Here is a 19908-nt window from a genome sequence, read left to right on the forward strand (position 1 = left end):
TTTAATCACTATTGACGATGATTTTTGTTACTTAATTTTCCCTCCTTTTTTTCTTCCGGGTTCAGGCAGACCCGGTTGATCTGGTCGTAGAGCTCGTTCAGAAGCGTCGTCAGGGTCTGGATTTTCTCCACGCCCATGCCCTCTGTGATCGCATCCACGGTCTGATTGATCCAGGCCCGTCCCCGCTCGGTTTCAGCGCACCCACTGTCTGTCAAAGACACGAGCGTATTTCTCCGGTCGGACGGGTCGATGGTTCGAACCACAAGGCCTTCTTCCTCCAGTCCCTTCAGAAGTCTCGACACTCCTGGTGCCGGCATCTGAAGCGTCGAAACCAGATCGCTCACACGCACTTTTCCGTCTGGACTGATCTCAGAAAGCCGCACCACCGTTCCCATAAGGATCATTTTCCCCCGGCTTGTGCCCGTCATGTGGAAGGCCGGGCCCAGCTTGTGAAAGCGGTTCAGCGCGCGTAAGAAATCTTCTTCCTCTTGAATCACAAATCTGCTCCTTTCTTCTATGCCTGGCTGGCAGGCCAAATATAGACCGCGGCCAGCTCTGGCTGATATCACTGTTGTTTGGAATTGTTGTTATGGATAATTATTAACGTGTATAATCGTTATCATTGTTAATAATTGCTTGCGTTAAATAATACGCTGACCATATGGACATGTCAATAGGATTTTGGGAATAAAAAAGACGAGCGAAAAGCTTTTGCTTCTCACTCGTCCATATACCAACGGAGAGGATGGGATTCGAACCCATGTGGCGTTGCCGCCAAACGGTTTTCAAGACCGCCTCGTTATGACCGCTTCGATACCTCTCCAAACATTGGTATGTTACTATATTCGCCCATAATTTGTCAATGCAGATTTTTGCTCAGTCTAAAAATACAGCAGATACAGATCGATCAAACCATTCCAGGAGCCCAAATATCGGTCTTCCTTTACCCCAGGTTCTCCTTGGTCAGGTTGTGGATCCACTTACCGCTTCGAACCATAAAGAAGCCGACCATCATCTTAATGAAATCCGCTGTCTGTACCAGAGCAAAAAGCGGAATGATAGGCAGGCTGGTGAAATGGGTCAGAAGGGCAGCCAATGGCAGCGTCGCAACCCATACAAAGCAGCTGTCAAACAGGAAGGTGATCCAGGTCTTTCCGCCGCTTCTCAGGGTGAAGTATGCCGCATTTTCATATGCATAGACCGGCATGAAGCAGGCGCTGACCCGAATCAGACCGGTTGCGATCGAGCGGATCTCGGCTGAAGTATTATAGATCTGCGGGAAAAGGCCACTAATTGCAAAAAGAAGGCTTCCGGAAAACAGGCATAATACAACTGCAATAAAAGCCAGACGATGGGCGTCTCTTTTGACCTCGTCTCCTTCTTTCCCGCTGCCAAGCTCCTGACCCAGGATAATAGCGGTCGCACTTCCCATGGCGATAAAGGCAATGTTGAAGACATTGGCAATGGTATTGGAAATATTGAAGGCTGCAACAGCCGTCAGACCCCGCAGGGAATACTGCTGGCTTAAGACCGTCTGACCCAGGGACCAGAGAGTTTCATTCAGTAATAAAGGAAAGGCCCGGAAGGAAATGGTCTTTGCCAGTCCCAGAGGAATATGAAAATGGCTGAAGATCCCATGGACAAAGGGAAAGCGTTCGCTATGGCGGAGGAGCCAGATCACCAGAGAGGAAGCCTCTGCCAGCCGGCTGATCACGGTTGCGATAGCGGCACCGACAACGCCAAGGGCCGGAGCTCCGAGTTTTCCGTAGATCAGGATATAGTTACCGATCAGGTTGACAGCGACAGCCAGAAGTCCTGCCTTCATTGGTGTCATGGTTTCTCCAAGTTCACGAAGGGTATCTGCGCAGACCTGAGAAAGTGCAAAAGGCAGAAGACCGATGCACATGACCAGGAGATAATGATGGGCGGCCGTCAGCGTTTCCGCCAGGTCCGCCTTGGATGCTCCGCCCGACAGCCAGAGAGAAGCCAGACGGACACCGGACGTCAGAAAGACTATAAGTCCAACAGCCACCAGAACCGCTGCCAGAATCAGCTTCATGCGGAAAGTGATCCGGATTCCCTCCTGGTCGCCCTTGCCGGCATATTGAGCTGTATAGATTCCGATACCGGCCAGGCCTCCGAAAATCATCAGATTAAAAACGAAAAGAAGCTGATTGACAATAGAAACCCCCGACATCTGGGTGGTTCCGATCTGACCGACCATGATATTATCCAGCATACTGACAAAGTTCGTAATGCCGTTCTGAATCATGATAGGAACTGCGATATAAAGGGTATGTCTGTAGAACTTTCGATCATAAAGCCAATGAAGTTTCTTTTTTTCTGTCATGTAACCTCCTTCTATAAAATATAGACCGGTCTCTCAGCCGGTCTGTTTTTCTCACTCTTCTAACATTTTCTCAAGAATTGCTTTGCCGAAGACCAGGTCTTCCCTGGTTGTGATTTTGATATTGAAATAATCCCCTTCGATCAATTTGATCCGAGGCCTTACGCCATCTGATAGACATCCCCCCTCTTCTACTACCATGGCATCGTCCGTGAGTCCTGCCATAGATAAGTCGGGATCCTTAGAAAGGAGCCTCTGATAGGCATCGAACAGTAACTTCCGTTCGAAAGCCTGTGGCGTCTGAATTTCCCATAATTTCGACCGATCCGGCGTATCCGTCACAAAATGATCCAAATCGCCCTCCTTGATCGTGTTCTTTTCCGGCACCGCTGCGATGGCCGCCCTATATTTCTGAACGGCATCCATCATACGGCCGATGACCTCCTGACTTAAGAAAGGTCTGGCCCCATCATGAATCAGGACATAATCTCCCTCTGCCGATTCGAGACCCCGGAGAACAGACTCCGAACGTTCTTTGCCGCCCGCTACGACTTTCGTGACTTTTCGAAAGCCAAAGCGGTGCACGATCTCCTTGACGCAATAATCGATATGACCCGGAGTCACCACAAGAACGATCTCATCCACCGGGCTTTTCTCAAAGGCTTCGAGCGCATAATAAATCAAGGGTTTCCCCATAAGATCCATATATTGTTTGGGCAGGTCGGCATGCATTCTTTTGCCCGAACCGGCCGCCAGAACGATTGCACTATATTTCATCACACATCCTCTCACCAGGTTGAAAAATCAGATGATCTTCGCAGAATCAGCCTGCATTTCCAAGAATCACCGCTCTCCCAAAGCCAGATTCGGAATGGCATTCAGGTCCCAGCCGTCCTGTCTTCCTTTTTGGAAATCATAATAGGCGGCAGCGCCAATCATAGCGCCATTGTCTGTGCAGAGGATCGGGCTAGGGCATAAGAACTCCACGCCCCGCTTCTCACAGGCCTCCTTCATGGCTTTGCGGAAGGCGCCATTCGATGCGACACCGCCCGCAATGGCAAATTTAGACCCGCCGTAAGTATCCAATGCCAGCATGGCATGGTCCACCAGTGCAGATACGACTGCCTTTTGAAAAGAAGCGGCGACATCCGCGGTATTGACGGCCTCGCCCTTCATTTGCATGCCGTTCAGATAGTTCAGAACAGCGGACTTCAGACCGCTGAAGCTGAAATCAAAGGGATGGTCCGAAACCTTGGCGCGGGGGAAGTCGATCGCATCGGGGTTTCCTTCCCTGGCCTTCTTCTCAATTTTCGGCCCGCCGGGATAACCAAGCCCGATGGCACGGGCGACCTTATCAAAGGCTTCTCCGGCAGCGTCGTCCACAGTCCGGCCCAGAATCTCATAAGACCCGTAATCCAGAACACGGACCAGATGGGTATGACCGCCGGAGACTACCAGACAGAGAAAAGGCGGTTCCAGATCCTTGTGTTCGATATAATTGGCGCTGATATGCCCTTCAATATGATGAACTCCGATCAGGGGCAGATCCCTGCCGAAAGCCAGTGCCTTGGCAAAGGAGGTACCGACCAGAAGCGGGCCGACCAGGCCGGGGCCATAAGTCACACCGACCGCATCAATATCATCCATTGTCACATTGGCTTCCTTCAGGCCTTCCTCTACGACCTGACTGATCCTTTCGATATGTTTCCGCGATGCAATTTCCGGAACGACACCGCCATAAAGCGTATGAATGGGAATCTGTGTAGAGATGGCATTGGACAATACGGTCCTTCCATCCTTTACAACAGCTGCTGCCGTCTCATCACAAGAGCTCTCAATTCCAAGTATTAACATATCTTATTCCTCCGGGAAATCCAGTTCTACCAGGCGTCCGTCTTTTCCGAGCGAAAGCCGCGGGAAAATCTTCTGTGCTGCCTTCAGATAGCGCTCCGGCCGGACCAGAGAAGGCGAGAAATGCGTCAGCCACATTTCCCTGACATCCGCCTTTTTCCCCATCTCCGCTGCTTCATAGAAAGTCATATGCCGGTATTGGCGGGCCTTTTTTACTTTGTCCGGTTCTCCGTACATGCCTTCACAAATGAAAAGATCCGAACCCGCCGCCGCATCAACGATCCGGTCCATGGGCCTTGAATCCGTGCAATAGGTCACCTTGATCCCTTTTCTGGGTGCTCCCATGACCATGTCCGGCGTATAGACTCTGCCGTCTGCCTCTACGGTCTCCCCCTTCTGCAGGGGATTCCAGTACTTGAGCGGGACCTCGAGAGCCTTGGCCTTCTCGACATCAAAGCGCCCTGCACGGGGAATCGACAGAGAATATCCGTAGCAGGTCACATTGTGGCGGACCTTGAAGGCATGGATCTGATAACCTTTGATCTCAAAGTTTTCCTCCTCTTTGGTCAGTTCCTGAAAACGGATCTCGAAGGGAAGTTCCGGGGCAACCACGCGAAGCGAGTTCACCACGCGCTCTAATCCCCTCGGCCCGACCATAGTCAAAGGCTCGGTCCGCTCTGCATTTCCCATGGTAAGAAGAAGTCCCGGCAGGCCGCTGATATGATCTGCATGAAAGTGCGTGATCAAAATGGTGTCTATGGGTTTGGGACTCCAGCCGCATTCCTTCATGGCAACCTGGGTGCCCTCGCCGCAGTCAATCACCAGGCTGGATCCGTTATAGCGGGTCATAAGAGAGGTCAGCCACCGCCCCGGCAGCGGCATCATCCCCGATGTCCCAAGTAAAGTTACATCTAACATCTGTCTGTTTTCCCTTATCTAGTCATTTCTAGTCATTTTCAAAAGCATGCGTCATAACGATGGCATCTTCTCTTGGAAAGTTGTAAAAATTCTTCCGGATCCCGCAGGGGAGAAAGCCCCGATTTTGGTACAAGGCCAGAGCCGGCTGATTGGACGGCCGAACTTCCAGAACGATCTGTTCGAGCTTTTTCTCCCGGCCAAAGTCCAGCATGGCATCCAGGAGAAGACCGCCGATCCCCTGGCCCCGGTAACCCCTTTCCACTGCAATGGTCTCCAGTTCTCCATCGAAGTCCGTGAAATATAAGACCAGATAGCCGAGGATATGTTCCGCTTCATCGACTGCTGTAAAAATCCGGGCTGTCTCTTTCAGATCCAGGGCATCCTGAAAGCCCTTCAGGCTCCAGGGCTCCGAGAAATTATCGGCCTCGATCCGGGCGATTTCGGTAAGATCCTCTCCCCTTGCCAGGCGAATCCGGATGCTTTCGGAAAGGTCACCGGTCATTTCTGATTTTCCTTTCCGGTCTGTGCAAGAGATTTCTCTGCTTGCTTTTCATCCTGGCCGGCACTTTTCTTACTATTTAACTTTTGTTTTCGTTCTCTCTCAGCCTGGGAATCTCTGAGATAATTCGGACGATGATCTTCTCCTTTTTCCAGCTTTCCCTCTCCGGCATATACATTGGCCAGGGCAGCCAAAGCTCCTGCTCTCTGCAGTCTCTCATGGAAGGGGGCAAAAGAATAGGGAACGGTCAGTTCCTCTCTTATCCTGTCCCGGAAAACCGGAATTCCATCTCCCAGGAATGTCACCTTCTGACCGCGTTCGTTCAGATCTTCGATGATTTCTTCGATGGAAACGGCACATTCCGGCCGTAAAACATCCATGGCGACGGTGTGGTCTGCATTTGTATGAAAAGAATAGATACCGGTATAAGTCTGCTGGCGGCGGGCATCTAAGATCGGGCAGACCAGGCCCTCGGCGCCGGCCATGTTATAGGCAATGGCATCCACGGTCGGGACGGAAATGATGGGGACATTCCAGGCAAAAGCCAGACCCTTGGCCGTGGCAGAGCCGATGCGGAGACCCGTGAAACTGCCCGGGCCGCCGGCGACTGCAATCGCTTCGATGGAATCTTTGGTCTCGCCGGTCAGTTTCAAAAGGGCATCCACCATAGGAAGTAGGGTCCTCGAATGTGTCTTCTTCGTATTTGTGGTATATTCGCCAAGAAGCTGATCACCGTCTGACAGAGCAACCGAGGCGACAAGGCCTGATGCATCCAGACTTAGAATTTTCATAAAACTGGTCCTTTCTTTTCCTTATCAGAGATCTTCCACCGTGATCCGCCGGTAGTCAAAGCCTTTCTCCAGGTCCTTCTCAATTGTGATCTGCCGATAATGCTCCGGCATAAGGTCGGAAATCAGCTCCGCCCATTCGATCAGGCAGAGACCGTCCCCATAGACATAATCGTCAAAGCCGACCTCGTCCATCTCCTCCGGATCGCCAATGCGATAGACATCGAAATGATAGAGGGGCAGGCGGCCGGACCGGTATTCCTGTAAGATTGTAAATGTCGGGCTTGAGACCGGCTCGGTGATGCCGAGGCCTTCTGCGATCCCTTTTGTAAATACGGTCTTTCCGACACCCAGGTCTCCGGTCAGTGCGATCACATCAGAAGCCTTGGCTTCTTCTCCCATTTTTTTGCCCAGAGCACGTGTCTCCTCTGCCGATCTGCTTTCAAAAATATGCTTCATAATTTTATAACTCTCATATGGTGATTATTTGATCTTCCCATGAACTCATATTATAACACGAAAAGAAAGGCAAAAAAAGAGACCGCCCCGGGCGATCTCTTTTTCCTTCGGATATCGTCTGTATTCAGACCATCAGCCTCGTCTCCCATGAAGGACCGGAGAAAGTGGCTTATAGATGAGCATGGTGATCATCACACTGATGATTCCTTTTACAAAAGTAAAGGGAACATTGAATAGCAGAAGTGCCTGATTCATGCTGTGAACAGAAGGGATGATGGCCTGATACATCTTGAGGACAACTTCCTTTGGCATGAAATTATAGTATACAGGATAAACCAGGAAGATATTGGCCGGAAGAGAAATCAAAGCCATTGCTGCTGCTCCGGCGAATGCACCGATCAGGGCGCCGGTTCTGGTTTTCTTCCTCTTGTAAATCAAGCCGGCAACCGCTACGAATACGGCGCCTAGGATAAAATTCGAGATCTCGCCGATACCGAAAGACTGGCTTACTGCGGAATGAAGCAGGTTCTTGATCAGTTCAATCACAATGCCTGATACCGGGCCAAGTGCGAAGGATCCCAGGAGAGCCGGCAGATCCGAAAAATCAAATTTAATAAAGCTTGGCATAAAAGGTACTGCAATTTCGATGTACTGGAGGACAAAAGCAGCTGCCGACAGAATTCCGGTCACAGCAAGGAAACGAACGATTCCTGTCGATTTGCTGTCATTTTCTTCGATGGCTCTGGCCCGCTCTTCCAGGTCCTTTCTCTCTTTTTCGCGATTCTTCTTTGCTGCCAGTTCTGTCAGCGGGTTTTCTTGCTTCATTGTCTGATTCAGTGTCTTTTCCATCTCTTTTTCCTTTCCGTAGACGAAAGCTTGTCTTCGAAACTTACTTAAGAGAAGTTTCTGCCTCAAAAAAAGCCCCGAGTCGAATGACTTGGGGCTTTGAAATCGGTATTTTCTATGAGTTTATTAGAGTTTATTATGAGTTGTCTCTGAGTTTTCTCTGATTATGAGAATCCGGATTGATTCGGATCCTGTCTGATCTTCCACTCTATCTGACTTCTCAGATCTCATAGAATCTGCTTCTCTTCTTCCATCCAGACTATAACTGTCGGTACCGGAGTCACACCGGTTCTTGCACATGCTCGCGGACTTTACCGCCGATCGGGAATTGCACCCTGCCCCGAAGAACTTATTTAATTTACAAAAAGAACTATAATGCACCTGCCCTCTTCTGTCAAGGCTGACTTTCATCACTTGCCCCGCTCAAATGCGAAGTAGACCATAATGGAATCTTCTGCCCGATGGAGCCAGACACCATTATCCTCGTCATCATCCGCGGTCAAAGGGGAAATCTCATAACGGCCATATTCATGTCCTTTGCGGGGATTCTTGCCATACTCTGCGGCATTGCCATAATCCTTCTTCTGGAAACGCGACACAGCACCCATCAAAAGATTCTCCGTCTTCTTATCGCCCAGGAAAACTTCCCGAATCCCCCGCGACAGATAAACCGGATCACCATTGATGTGATTATACTCCGTTGATCCGAAGCCCTTCTTCTTTACAAGTTCCTGCAGATCTTTGAATTTTTCCATAGTGATTTCCCCTTTCCGAAAGAACCTTTCACAAAAACAGACCAAATCTTTCTATTCCGAATTATACCCCTTTTTCATTTCTCTTTCGAGACTTTCTCTTTTGAGACTTTCTCTTTCAAGGCTTTCTCTTTCGAGGATTTCCCTTTCGAGGATTTCCCTTTCGAGGATTTCCCTTTCGAGGATTTCCCTTAGAGTTTCAAGCCTGACAGAAGATCACCGAGATTTGTGGTGGCTGTATCCTTATGCCCCTGCTTCTTACCCCTGTTCTTATCCCGGTTTTGGCCTCTGCCAGTCTTTGTATCCTGTTTTCGGCCTCTGCCGCTGTTTTGATCCTGCCACTTTCTTCGCTCGCGGCTCTTCTCACAGGTCCCATCTTTCTCCCTTTCCTTTTCTTCGTCCTTCCCGGAAGCCTTCTTGCCATGGTTTGCATTTTCCTCGCCAATCAGCATGGTCAGAGCAATCCGTTTCTTCTCCGGATCCACTTCGAGAACTTCGACATCTACAATATCGCCGACCGAAACGACTTCCAGGGGATGCTTGATAAACTTCTTTGTCATATGAGAAATGTGGACCAATCCGTCCTGATGCACTCCGATATCGACAAAGGCGCCGAAATCGACGATATTCCGGACCGTTCCTTTTAATACCATACCGGGTTTTAAATCTTCCATGGACAGGACATCCGACCGGAGAATGGGCTTTGGCATATCTTCTCGGGGATCCCTGCCCGGTTTCTTCAATTCCTTCACAATATCCCGAAGGGTCAGCTCGCCGACGCCCAGTTCTTCCGCTTCCTTCTTCACGTCGCCGATCTCCTGGTCGATGGTCAAGATACCTCCCCTGGCCAGGTCTTTGGGGCTGTGCCCCAGAGACTTCAACAATTTCTCTGCCACCTCATAGGATTCGGGATGTACGGAAGTATTGTCCAGAGGATTCTTTCCGCCCGGAATACGAAGGAAACCGGCACACTGCTCAAAAGCCTTGGGTCCGAGTTTCGGCACCTTCAAGAGATCCCGGCGGGAGTTAAAACGGCCATTTTGATCCCGATAGGAAACCACATTCTTTGCAATGGTCTTCGTCATACCGGAAACATATTCGAGCAGAGAATAAGAGGCCGTATTCAGATCGACGCCGACTTCATTGACACAGTCTTCGACCACATGCGAAAGCTGCTCGGACAGTTTCTTCTGGTTCATATCATGCTGGTACTGGCCTACACCGATCGCCTTCGGGTCGATTTTCACCAGCTCTGCCAAGGGGTCCTGCAGTCTTCTCGCCATGGAAGTCGAGCTTCTCTGGCCGACATCGAAATTCGGGAATTCCTCCGTTGCAAGAGCCGATGCCGAATAGACCGAAGCCCCGGCCTCGTTCACGATGACATAGCTGACCTTTCTTGGGATCTTCTTCAAAAGGTCTACAATGATCTGCTCGGACTCCCGGGAAGCCGTACCATTGCCCAGTGAGATCAGGGTGATATGGTACTTGTCGATCAAATGAGCCACGATCTTCTCCGACTCTTCCACCCGGTTCTGCGGTGCCGTCGGATAGATGACGGTCGTATCCAGGACCTTTCCGGTCGGATCCACAACGGACAGCTTGCAGCCGGTACGGAAAGCCGGATCCCAGCCCAGTACGGTCTGATTGGGAATGGGCGGTGCCATCAGAAGCTGATGCAGGTTCTTACCGAAGACATCAATGGCGCCATCCTCGGCCTGTTCGGTCAGAGCCGACCGGATCTCACGTTCGATCGCCGGTCCGATCAGCCGGTTCAGAGCATCCATTATGACACCTTCCAGAACCGGTCCGGTCACAGGATTTTCCTTTACGATGATCTGCTTCCTAAGGTAGGAAAGGATCTCATCTTCCGGGAGGTTTACCTTTACCTGAAGGATCTTCTCCTTCTCGCCCCGGTTCAGAGCCAGGATCCGGTGACCCGGCAGTCCTTCGATCTTCTCCTCGAAATCGTAATAATTCTCATAAACAGACTTGACCTCAGGATCCTTGGCGACAGAGCGAATACTGCCCTTCTTCTCTGTCAGCTCCCGGATGTAGATCCGATAATCCGCTACATCAGAGATCTCCTCAGCCAGGATGTCACAGGCTCCCGCCAGAGCATCCTTTGCTGATCCTACTTCCTTTCCCTCTTCCGAAGAAATATAGGCCGAAGCCGCATCTTCCAGCTTGCCGGTGAATTCCTGACTCTTGATGAGATCTGCCAGAGGCTGTAAGCCCTTCTCTCTTGCCATCATCGCTCTGGTCCGGCGTTTCTGCTTATAAGGGCGATAGAGATCCTCGACAACGACCAGTGTCTCCGCCGCTTCGATCCGTTTCTTTAAGTCTTCTGTCAGCTTTCCCTGCTCCTCGATCGCAGAAAGAACACTTTCCTTCCGGCTTTCCAGACCACGAAGATAGGTCAGACGTTCGTCCAGTTTTCTTAACACCTCGTCATTTAAGGCACCGGTCACTTCTTTCCGGTAGCGGGCGATGAAGGGGATGGTATTTCCTTCATCGATCAGCCGGATGGCAGCCTCTGCCTGGTCCGGACGGATCTCTAATTCTTTTGCAATCTTTGCGCTGATTTCCATGATTGACTCCTCTTTTGAAACTAAGTTCGTCTTTCTGATGTCTTGAATTTATCAAGCGTCCTTTTTTCCTCCCCGATCCATGAGATAATGACTCGTCCGAAAACGAAGGAGGAAGATCAGTCCCCGGAAGGACAGTTCAATGGCCATGGCGGTCCAGACACCGCGAAGGCCCATGCTTTTCGATAAGATGCCTGCCAGTGTCAGGCGAAGGCCCCACATACTGGCAAGTGACATCAAAGCCGGAACGAAGGTATCTCCGGCTCCTCGCAGGGCACCTGCCGCAACGATCGATGCTCCGAACAGGGCCTCCGCCAGAAGTTCGATTCGAAGGGCAGAGATACCAAGTTCCTGAACAGCCTTCACAGGGGTTAAGAAACGAAAGACCCAAGGGCATAAGAAATACATAGCCCCTCCGGCAGCGGCCATAATAACCATACCGAGAAGGATCGTGATCCAGCCGAAAGAACGGGCCAGTTTCTTCTTTCCTGCACCATAAGACTGTCCGACCAGAGTGGAAGCCGCTCCCTCCAGTCCATAGCCCGGCATATAGCAGACGGACTCCGCCGTAATGGCAAAGGAATGGGCGGAAACGGCAATCGTTCCTAAGGGAGCCACGATCCTTGTCGAGACCAGCTGGGCTCCGGTCAGAGCTGCTGACTCAAAGGCCATGGGAAGACCGATCTGCATGGACAAGGTCAGGATCTTCTTTTCAAAGCTTTTCTTCTCCTTCCTCTTCTTTAAAGGACCGGATCGGAAAAGAATACAGTACCACATGGCCGCTGCCGTAATGAGATAGGCAATGCAGGTTCCAAGGGCAGCACCTGTCACACCAAGACCTGCACCGATCCCCAGAGGTGCCGGAACAAAAGATCGGTCTATATTTGCCTCGGCAGGGAAAATCAAGAGGGCATTGAAGATCACATCTTCCAGGCACATCAGACTGGACAGGATCGATGGCGTCTTCATATCGCCGCTGGCCTGCAGGACTGCACTGCCGAAGTACATCATCTGAACGACGGGCAAAAAGGATGCATAGGTCATAAAGTAGCCTCTGGCCTCGGCTGCCATCTGACCCGACCCGCCCAGCCAGTAGGGAAGACGGGAAGAGACCAAAAGGCCGATCCCTCCAATCATTAGAGATAGAAAAAGGAGGGAATAGATCCCCTGATGGACCACCTTTCGAACCCATGCTTCCTCGCCGCCGCCCAGGCCCTGGGCCACCTGGACGGAAAAGCCGTAGGAAAAGGCATTGACAATGCCTCCCATCATCCAGACGGCCGCCGAGACCAGGCCGATCGATGCCGAAGCAGTTGCTCCCAGCCGGCCTACCATAGCTGCATCGATATATTGCATGGCAATCGAAGAAAGCTGGGCCAGGATGGCCGGGCCGGAGAGGCGGAGAGCGATCTTGGCCATGTCTCTCTTATTCCAGCTTCGATCACTTTGTATAATGCTTGTTAATTCTGTCATTCATTCCTTTCCAAACGATCTGCCATCATCCCAAGAAAGGGCCGGCGCCGAAAAAAGCTCAATGCTCTTACTTTTCACAAAAATGCCAAAGCAAAAGCATTGAGCTGCTGTGATATTCGTGTCAGGGGTCACCCTAAGAACCGAATATGAAATCCGGAGGATATCCTTACTCCTCTGTTTCATCCGGTTTTGCCCAGCCATAAGAGTAACGGACGGCCTTGTTCCAGCCCTTTCTCTTGGCTTCTCTGGTCTCTTCATCCATATTTGGAATGAAGACCCGGTCCAGTGTAATATTCCGCATGAGTTCTTCCTTATTCTTCCAGAAACCGACGGCAAGGCCTGCCAGGAAGGATGCTCCCATGGCGGTCGACTCCACGCAGCTCGGACGATTGACCGGCTTATTCAGCATATCTGCCTGGAACTGCATGAGGAGGTCATTGGCCGAAGCACCGCCGTCGACCCGAAGAGACCGCACTTCAATGCCGGAATCGGCCTTCATGGCATCTGCGACGTCGCAGACCTGATAAGCGATGGATTCCAGGGTTGCCCGGATAATATGATACTTATTGGTTCCACGCGTAATACCGACAATCGTGCCTCTTGCATACTGATCCCAATGCGGAGCGCCCAGACCGGTAAAGGCAGGAACGACATAACAGCCGTGGGTTCCCTTGACCTTCTTTGCCATATACTCGGAATCTTCTGCAGAATCAATGAGGCGCATCTGATCCCGGAGCCATTGAATGGCTGCACCGGCAACGAAGACCGAACCTTCCAAAGCATAGGTGACCTTTCCATCCAGGCCCCAGGCAATGGTTGTAACCAGGCCGTTCTTGGAATAAACCGGCTTGTCTCCGGTATTCATCAGAATGAAAGCACCGGTTCCATAGGTATTCTTGGCTTCTCCCTCAGCAAAACAAGTCTGACCGAAAAGCGCTGCCTGCTGGTCACCGGCTGCACCGGCAATCGGGATCTCGGCTCCGAAAAAGCTCGGATCTGCATAGCCGTAGACCTGACTCGAAGGAACCGCCTTGGGCAGCATCGATTTCGGAATATCCAGTTCCTTTAAGATATCCTCATCCCATTCCAGCGTATTGATATTGAAGAGCATGGTCCGGCTGGCGTTGGAATAATCTGTCACATGAACCCTGCCCTTGGTCAGCTTCCAGATCAGCCAGGTCTCAACCGTTCCAAAGAGGAGCTCTCCCTTTTCGGCTCTTTCTCTGGCCCCGGGAACATTGTCAAGGATCCACTTGATCTTGGTTGCCGAGAAATAGGCATCAATAATGAGTCCCGTCTTCTTCTGGATGGTCTCCTGCAGCCCCTTGGCCTTCAGAGCATCTGCGATATCCGATGTCCTGCGGCACTGCCAGACAATGGCATGATAAACGGGCTCCCCGGTCTCCTTGTCCCAGACAATGACGGTCTCACGCTGATTTGTGATACCGATGGCTGCAATATCCGCTGCCGTCGCACCGATCTTACTCATGGCTTCGACTGCAACACCAAGCTGAGTGGACCAGATCTCATTGGCGTCATGCTCGACCCAGCCCGGATTCGGGAAGATCTGCCGGAACTCCTTCTGAGCCACCGACTGGATCTTTCCGTCATGATCAAATAAAATGCATCGATTCGATGTTGTCCCGGCATCCAATGCCATTACATACTTTGCCATAATAACCCCCTTATACAAAGCAATGATCCGATTGGTCTAAATTCAGACCTAACCCTCTTATTCTCTTAGTCTGCGTCCTGTCCCTTCCACTTCGGTTTTCCCAGAGAAAGCCAGCGGAGATAGGAACGCATGAAAGGATCCAAACCGCCGTCCAGAACCTTCTGAGCATTACTGGACTCTTCACCGGTTCGTAAGTCCTTGACCATGGTATAGGGCTGAAGGACATAGGAACGGATCTGAGAGCCGAAGCCATTCTCCATGACTTCACCGCGGATAGCGGCTTCCTTTTCGGCATTCTCTTCCAGCTTTTTCATATAGAGTTTCTGCTTCAGCATCTGCATGGCCTTGTTCTTATTCATGAGCTGAGAACGCTCATTCTGACAGGTGACAACAATGCCCGAAGGAAAGTGCGTGATCCGGATGGCGGATGATGTCTTATTGATGTGCTGTCCGCCGGCGCCGGAAGAACGATAGGTATCGATTCGGATATCCTCATCCCGGACTTCTACATCCAGATCCTTCTCAATGTCCGGCATTACTTCGCAGGAAGAGAAGGAAGTCTGCCTTTTTGCATTGGCATTGAAAGGAGAAATGCGGACCAGACGGTGAACCCCATGCTCCGACTTCAGGAAACCGTAAGCGTTCTCGCCGTTGATCTGGAAAGTGACCGACTTAATACCGGCTTCATCGCCTTCCTGCATATCCAGAAGCTCGGTCTGAAAGCCGTGCTGATCAGCCCAGCGGGTATACATACGGTAAAGCATGGAGGTCCAGTCACAGGCCTCGGTTCCGCCGGCACCTGCATGCAATGTGATGATGGCATTCTCCAGATCATATTCCCCGGACAGAAGCGTCCGGATCTGCAGATTTTCCAGTTTGGTCTTGAATGCTTCGAAATCTGCCTCTACTTCCGGGATCATATCCCGGTCATCCTCTTCGTTGGCCAGATCAATCAGATCCAGAATGTCCTGATACTGGCTTTCCAGACCGTGAAAATCCTGCACATCATCCCTTAAGGCCTTGAGTTTTCTGGTCTTCTCCGTAGATTCCTGGGGATTGTCCCAGAAATCCGGGGCCTCCATGGCTCTCTCCAGCTCTTCAATCTTTCGGTCTTTGTTTTCCAGATCCAGTCCCCTTTTGGTCTCTTCCAGGGCCGGCTTATAATTCTGCAGGTCAACTTTGATATTATCTAATTCTACCAAGGTCTTTTCCTTTCTTCATTTGATCATTTTGATTTGTTTTCTTTCAGGATCTCCACGGCCTTCTCGACCTGGTTATCCTTGGTCCAGTCATAGTCCTTACTGCTGTCGCCTGAATATTGCAGTTCGAGCTTGACATCCGGTTCAATGCCCTTGCCCTGGATGCAGACCCCCTTCGGGGTATAGTAACGGGCCGTCGTCAGCTTGACGGCACTGCCGTCCGACAGAGGCAGGGTCGTCTGAACGATCCCTTTTCCGAAGGTCTTGGTTCCAATCACCGTTCCCTTCTGAAAGTCCATCACGGCGCCGGTGAAGATCTCGGCTGCGCTGGCCGTGTTTTCATTGACCAGGACCGTCATCGGAAGATCCAGCTGTTTCTCATCATCCGATTGATAATTCGTTCTCTTATTATTCTTGTCTTTGGTATAGACAACCGTTCCCTTAGGAAGGATGTCATCCAGAATGGCAACGACAGAATCTACCATACCGCCGCCATTGTCCCGGAGGTCGAAGATCACTCCCTTCATGCCCTGAGCCTTCAGATCAGAAAGGGCCTTCTCAAATTCGCTCTGCGTTCCTGTTGAGAACTGAGAGATCCTGAGATATCCGATCTGATCCGACAGCATCTGATAGGAAACAGAGGGTACAATCACTTCTTCCCGGGTGATCTCAACCGTTTTCTCCTCTTGATCCCGAATATAGACCAGGGTGAGCTTACTTCCCTTGACCCCACGGACCCTCTGAACGAAATCATCGAGGCTTTCGCTGTCCGCATCCTTTCCATCCACCGATACGATGATATCACCAGTCTTGAGGCCTGCTTTCTTGGCCGGAGAATCGTCATAGACCTGAACGATGGAAACCTGTCTGGTCTCCTTGTTCTGGGTCAGAACTGCGCCGATACCGGCATAATCACCGGAAAGGCTGACCATGAGGTCCTTATATTCCTTCGGCGTATAGTATTCCGTATAGGGATCATCCATGCTTTCCATCAGGCCCTTATAGAGACCGGTCGCCTTGGTGGAATCACTCACATTCTTATAGTAATAGTCATCGATAATGGAAGAAAGCATGTTCAGCTTCGTCTGCGTTCCGGCGCCTAAGAAGCCATTCGGCCGGATATGCAGGGCCTGACTGATGACAATTCCAATGATCGTTACCAGTAAGAGTGCTGCTACAAAGCCTGTGAAGAAACTTCGTCTCTTGACCTTTTTGGTCCGTTTTCTTTCTATCTTTTGTTCTTCCTGCTCTTCTTCCATCTGGTCTATATTTCTCTCATCCATGATCATCCGCTTATCCTTGTCCGGGGACGTCCTGTTTTCGTCCGGTCAAACCTTTAAGTGCCGTTTCAGAGTGACACGGCTTCCGATATAGCCGATGCCGACTCCGAGAAGCAGGGCAATGGGAATCAGGAAATGGAAGATCTCCTTTTCCGGCACAAAATTCACAAGATTACTTAAAAATGTAAAGCGGTTCTTGATATAGATCAGGATATTCTGATAGAGGAACCAGAGGATCACAAGCGGGATCAGAGACCCCACCAGGCCGATCACAATACCCTCGACCACGAAAGGAGCCCGGACAAAACTGTCCTTGGCGCCTATCAGTTTCATGATGGCGATCTCATCCTTACGGACCGATACACCGACGGTAATGGTATTGGAGATCAGAAAAGCCGCAACTGCAATCAGAATCGCAATGACCGCTACGGAGATCAGAGTCAGAAGGCGGTTAAAATCCGTCAGTGTCCTTGCAGCCGCCTTGGACTGGTTGACCTTCCGGACACCATCCAGTTTCTGCACATACTTTACAAAGGTTTCCTGCTGTGAAACATCCTTCAGATAAACCTGGTAGTTGGCGGAATTTGCCATGGGATTGTCATTTTTAAAGGTTTCCGCAGCTTCCGGGTTTCCCTTGAAGAATTCCTTCTGATATTCGGCCCAGGCTTCATTGGCAGAGACGAACTCCATCTTCTCCACTTCCGGTCTGGCCTTGATTTTGTCTCCGATCGCATTGATCTGATCCTGACTTAGTCCGTCGTTAAAAAAGACCGTAACGGAAACGCTGGCCTCGGCATCCTTGACCATGCCGCGGAAATTTGATCCGATCGAATAGAAAAGGCCAAGCAGGAAAATGCAGGCTGCCATAGTAGCTATGGACGCCATGGAGAACATTTTATTTCTCCAGATATTCTTAAAGCCCTGCTTGATATTGTAAAAGATACTGCTAAATTTCATCATAAATCATCATCCTCCGGATCCACATCACTAACCAGTGTCCCCTTTCGGATCGTGATCACTCGTTTCTTCATGCGTTCTACGATGTCCAGATTATGTGTAACAACAAGAACCGTCGTTCCCCTCTGATTAATTTCATCCAGAAGCCCCATGATCTCCCATGCAGTATGGTTGTCCAGATTTCCGGTCGGCTCGTCGGCTAAGATCACCCGAGGCCGATTGACCAGTGCTCGCGCAATGGCCACACGCTGCTGCTCACCTCCGGACAGCTGACGGGGCAGAGAACGGTATTTGGCCGCCAAGCCAACCATGGAGAGCACCTGTGGCACTTTCTTCTTGATCTCTCGATTCGAAGCCTCTACGACCTTCATGGCAAATGCAACATTTTCATAGACATTCCGGTCCGGAAGGAGACGGAAGTCCTGGAAAACGCAGCCGATATTTCTTCGGTACTTAGGGATCGACCTGTGATTAATGGCGGACAGATCCTTGCCATTGACAACGATCCTGCCCTCGGTCGGTGGAAATTCATCCAAAAGGAGCTTGATCAATGTAGATTTACCGGAGCCGCTCGCACCGGTTACAAAAACAAACTCCCCCGGGTGAATGTGCAGACTGATATCATTCAGAGCGGGAACTCCTGTCTGATACGACTTACTAACATGTTCAAGTTTGATCATTTTATATCAGATCTCCTGTCAGAAATTGTGGTCCTCCATATAATTCATATACTCTACCACCATCAGAGCAATTTTGAAAGTGATGGCATCTTCGAAGACCCGAAGATCCAGTCCGGTTGCCTTCTGCAGCTTATCCAGCCGGTAAACGAGAGTATTTCTATGAATGTAAAGCTGACGCGAGGTCTCCGATACATTCAAATTATTTTCGAAGAACTTATTAATGGTTGTTATGGTTTCTTCATCAAAATCATTGGGCGTCTTATCCTTGAAGATCTCCTTGATGAACATCTTGCAGAGAGGGATGGGCAGCTGATAGATCAGACGGCCGATTCCCAGTACCGAATAGGCAATGACATTTCGTCCCTGGAAGAAGATCCTTCCGACATCAAGCGCCAGAGAAGCCTCCTTATAGGACTGAGATACATCCTTGATCTCATTCACGATCGTTCCGTAAGCCACGCGGATATTTCGATCCGGAGCCCCATGGAAGAGGTCCACGATGGTATTGGCAATCTTTGCGACATCGTCATAGGTGTCCCCGGGCTGCAGTTCCTTTACAATGATAATGTTCTGCTCATCAACGGCCGTGACAAAGTCCTTGGACCTTCCGCTGAACAGCGTTCTGACACGTTCCATGTCATCCCCGTCCTTATCATCGCCGACTTCCACCACCAGGACGATACGACGGGCTTCCACATCGATATGGAGTCGTGTTGCCCGGTTATAAATATCGACCATGAGTAAGTTATCCAAAAGAAGATTCTTGATGAAATTATCCCGGTCGAAACGTTCTCTGTAAGCGATCATCAATTCCTGGATCTGAAAGGCCAGAACCCGGGCTGCTGTATAGTCTTCTTCTGAATCCCCCCGGACAATCACAATGAATTCCAGTCTCTGTTCGTCAAAGACCTTCATATAATGGCAACCGAAAATCGTCTGGCTATCCGCATCTGAACCGGCAAAGCTGCGGGCACTATCCACATAGCGTTTCGTATCCTCCATCGTTGTAGCGAGAATACCGCCTTCTGAATCTGTCACAGCAAAGCTTTTCTTCGTAATTTGAGTTAACCCGTCGAGGGTTTTCTGCAGAACCTGATTTGATACCACTTTTGTATCCCCCAATTTCCTTCATGATTACTATACACATTCAACAATTCCGCTTCGGTGTTTTATGGTACTTTTACCATATCTTTATCCAGTTTAATATAAATGCACGAAAAATGGAATACCTCTTTCTATGAATTTAGGCATTTTTTACATAGCAGTCTCTGTCAAGCGGATTCCTTTGTTTTTATGGATTTTGTCAGCTTTTTACAAAACAGTTGTTCTTTTTTTGGCTTTCGTCATTTTTTCGATTCTATCCCATGTTTGTGGATAAAGTGGATAAGTCTGTGTATAAGTCCAATTTTCGGCCTTGTTTCTGTGGAAAAAATCTCCTCTCGGCGTGGAAAACTGTGGACAGATCCTGTCAAATTCTAAACAATCTATAAACTTTGTGCAAGATGTATAGGTTCAAGATGTATATAAGAAAAAGGGAACCTCCAAATATGTGCAAGATGTAAATAAAAAAGGGACCTCCAAATGGAAGGTCCCCCTGAT

At 50.1% G+C, this 19908-nt stretch carries 18 protein-coding genes, 1 tRNA gene and 1 riboswitch; all 19 genes read right to left on the bottom strand.

Annotation, left to right across the window (positions count from 1 at the left end; genetic code table 11):
- Positions 1 to 8 precede the first annotated feature (8 nt).
- The 19 genes from ACKX2L_RS08755 to ACKX2L_RS08845 all read right to left on the bottom strand — a co-directional run bounded on the left by ACKX2L_RS08755 (position 9) and on the right by ACKX2L_RS08845 (position 19416).
- Positions 9 to 497, bottom strand: coding sequence for a MarR family winged helix-turn-helix transcriptional regulator (locus ACKX2L_RS08755; protein ID WP_497553100.1), 489 nt, complete (start codon positions 495 to 497; stop codon positions 9 to 11).
- 240 nt (positions 498 to 737) lie between these two features.
- A tRNA-Ser gene (locus ACKX2L_RS08760) sits at positions 738 to 823 on the bottom strand.
- 120 nt (positions 824 to 943) lie between these two features.
- Entirely contained in the window at positions 944 to 2350 is a 1407-nt protein-coding gene (locus ACKX2L_RS08765; protein ID WP_497551548.1) for an MATE family efflux transporter, read from the bottom strand.
- Between the two features lie 51 nt (positions 2351 to 2401).
- Positions 2402 to 3124 carry a 2-C-methyl-D-erythritol 4-phosphate cytidylyltransferase gene (ispD, locus tag ACKX2L_RS08770; protein ID WP_497551549.1) on the bottom strand — a complete coding sequence of 241 codons (723 nt, stop codon included), beginning with the start codon at positions 3122 to 3124 and terminating at the stop codon, positions 2402 to 2404.
- A gap of 66 nt (positions 3125 to 3190) precedes the next feature.
- On the bottom strand, positions 3191 to 4201 hold the full coding sequence (tsaD, locus tag ACKX2L_RS08775; RefSeq protein ID WP_497551550.1) for a tRNA (adenosine(37)-N6)-threonylcarbamoyltransferase complex transferase subunit TsaD: 1011 nt from the start codon (positions 4199 to 4201) through the stop codon (positions 3191 to 3193).
- Between the two features lie 3 nt (positions 4202 to 4204).
- Positions 4205 to 5116 (bottom strand): ribonuclease Z, encoded by a 912-nt coding sequence (locus ACKX2L_RS08780; protein ID WP_497551551.1) that lies wholly within the window; start codon positions 5114 to 5116, stop codon positions 4205 to 4207.
- Between the two features lie 28 nt (positions 5117 to 5144).
- Entirely contained in the window at positions 5145 to 5618 is a 474-nt protein-coding gene (gene rimI, locus ACKX2L_RS08785; RefSeq protein ID WP_497551552.1) for a ribosomal protein S18-alanine N-acetyltransferase, read from the bottom strand.
- Entirely contained in the window at positions 5615 to 6406 is a 792-nt protein-coding gene (gene tsaB, locus ACKX2L_RS08790; RefSeq protein WP_497551553.1) for a tRNA (adenosine(37)-N6)-threonylcarbamoyltransferase complex dimerization subunit type 1 TsaB, read from the bottom strand. The genes rimI and tsaB overlap by 4 nt, the downstream gene beginning before the upstream one ends.
- Positions 6407 to 6430: 24 nt before the next feature.
- The gene (gene tsaE / locus ACKX2L_RS08795; protein WP_497551554.1) at positions 6431 to 6862 is read right to left on the bottom strand and encodes a tRNA (adenosine(37)-N6)-threonylcarbamoyltransferase complex ATPase subunit type 1 TsaE; all 432 of its coding nucleotides are present in this window, start codon (positions 6860 to 6862) and stop codon (positions 6431 to 6433) included.
- A 132-nt stretch (positions 6863 to 6994) separates the two neighbouring features.
- The gene (locus ACKX2L_RS08800; protein WP_497551555.1) at positions 6995 to 7711 is read right to left on the bottom strand and encodes an ECF transporter S component; all 717 of its coding nucleotides are present in this window, start codon (positions 7709 to 7711) and stop codon (positions 6995 to 6997) included.
- Positions 7712 to 7946: 235 nt separating this feature from the next.
- Positions 7947 to 8060: riboswitch (FMN riboswitch) on the bottom strand.
- A gap of 58 nt (positions 8061 to 8118) precedes the next feature.
- A complete protein-coding gene (locus ACKX2L_RS08805) occupies positions 8119 to 8463 on the bottom strand; it encodes a hypothetical protein (protein WP_497551556.1) in 345 nt (114 codons plus the stop codon).
- 188 nt (positions 8464 to 8651) lie between these two features.
- Positions 8652 to 11048, bottom strand: coding sequence for a Tex family protein (locus ACKX2L_RS08810; RefSeq protein WP_497551557.1), 2397 nt, complete (start codon positions 11046 to 11048; stop codon positions 8652 to 8654).
- Positions 11049 to 11099: 51 nt separating this feature from the next.
- A complete protein-coding gene (locus ACKX2L_RS08815) occupies positions 11100 to 12518 on the bottom strand; it encodes an MATE family efflux transporter (RefSeq protein WP_497553101.1) in 1419 nt (472 codons plus the stop codon).
- A gap of 166 nt (positions 12519 to 12684) precedes the next feature.
- Positions 12685 to 14193 (bottom strand): glycerol kinase GlpK, encoded by a 1509-nt coding sequence (gene glpK / locus ACKX2L_RS08820; RefSeq protein WP_497551559.1) that lies wholly within the window; start codon positions 14191 to 14193, stop codon positions 12685 to 12687.
- A gap of 65 nt (positions 14194 to 14258) precedes the next feature.
- Positions 14259 to 15395 (bottom strand): peptide chain release factor 2, encoded by a 1137-nt coding sequence (prfB, locus tag ACKX2L_RS08825; RefSeq protein ID WP_497551560.1) that lies wholly within the window; start codon positions 15393 to 15395, stop codon positions 14259 to 14261.
- 23 nt (positions 15396 to 15418) lie between these two features.
- A complete protein-coding gene (locus tag ACKX2L_RS08830) occupies positions 15419 to 16675 on the bottom strand; it encodes a S41 family peptidase (protein ID WP_497553102.1) in 1257 nt (418 codons plus the stop codon).
- Positions 16676 to 16720: 45 nt separating this feature from the next.
- Entirely contained in the window at positions 16721 to 17629 is a 909-nt protein-coding gene (gene ftsX / locus ACKX2L_RS08835; RefSeq protein ID WP_497553132.1) for a permease-like cell division protein FtsX, read from the bottom strand.
- A complete protein-coding gene (gene ftsE, locus ACKX2L_RS08840; protein WP_497551562.1) occupies positions 17629 to 18309 on the bottom strand; it encodes a cell division ATP-binding protein FtsE in 681 nt (226 codons plus the stop codon). The genes ftsX and ftsE overlap by 1 nt, the downstream gene beginning before the upstream one ends.
- 18 nt (positions 18310 to 18327) lie before the next feature.
- Complete coding sequence (locus ACKX2L_RS08845; protein ID WP_497551563.1) at positions 18328 to 19416, bottom strand: PucR family transcriptional regulator; 1089 nt, start codon at positions 19414 to 19416, stop codon at positions 18328 to 18330.
- Positions 19417 to 19908: the final 492 nt, after the last annotated feature.

Origin of the sequence: Porcibacter vitabionis (assembly GCF_046263795.1) — a bacterium.
In the GTDB taxonomy this organism is placed as follows: Bacteria; Bacillota; Clostridia; order Lachnospirales; family Lachnospiraceae; genus Lachnocurva.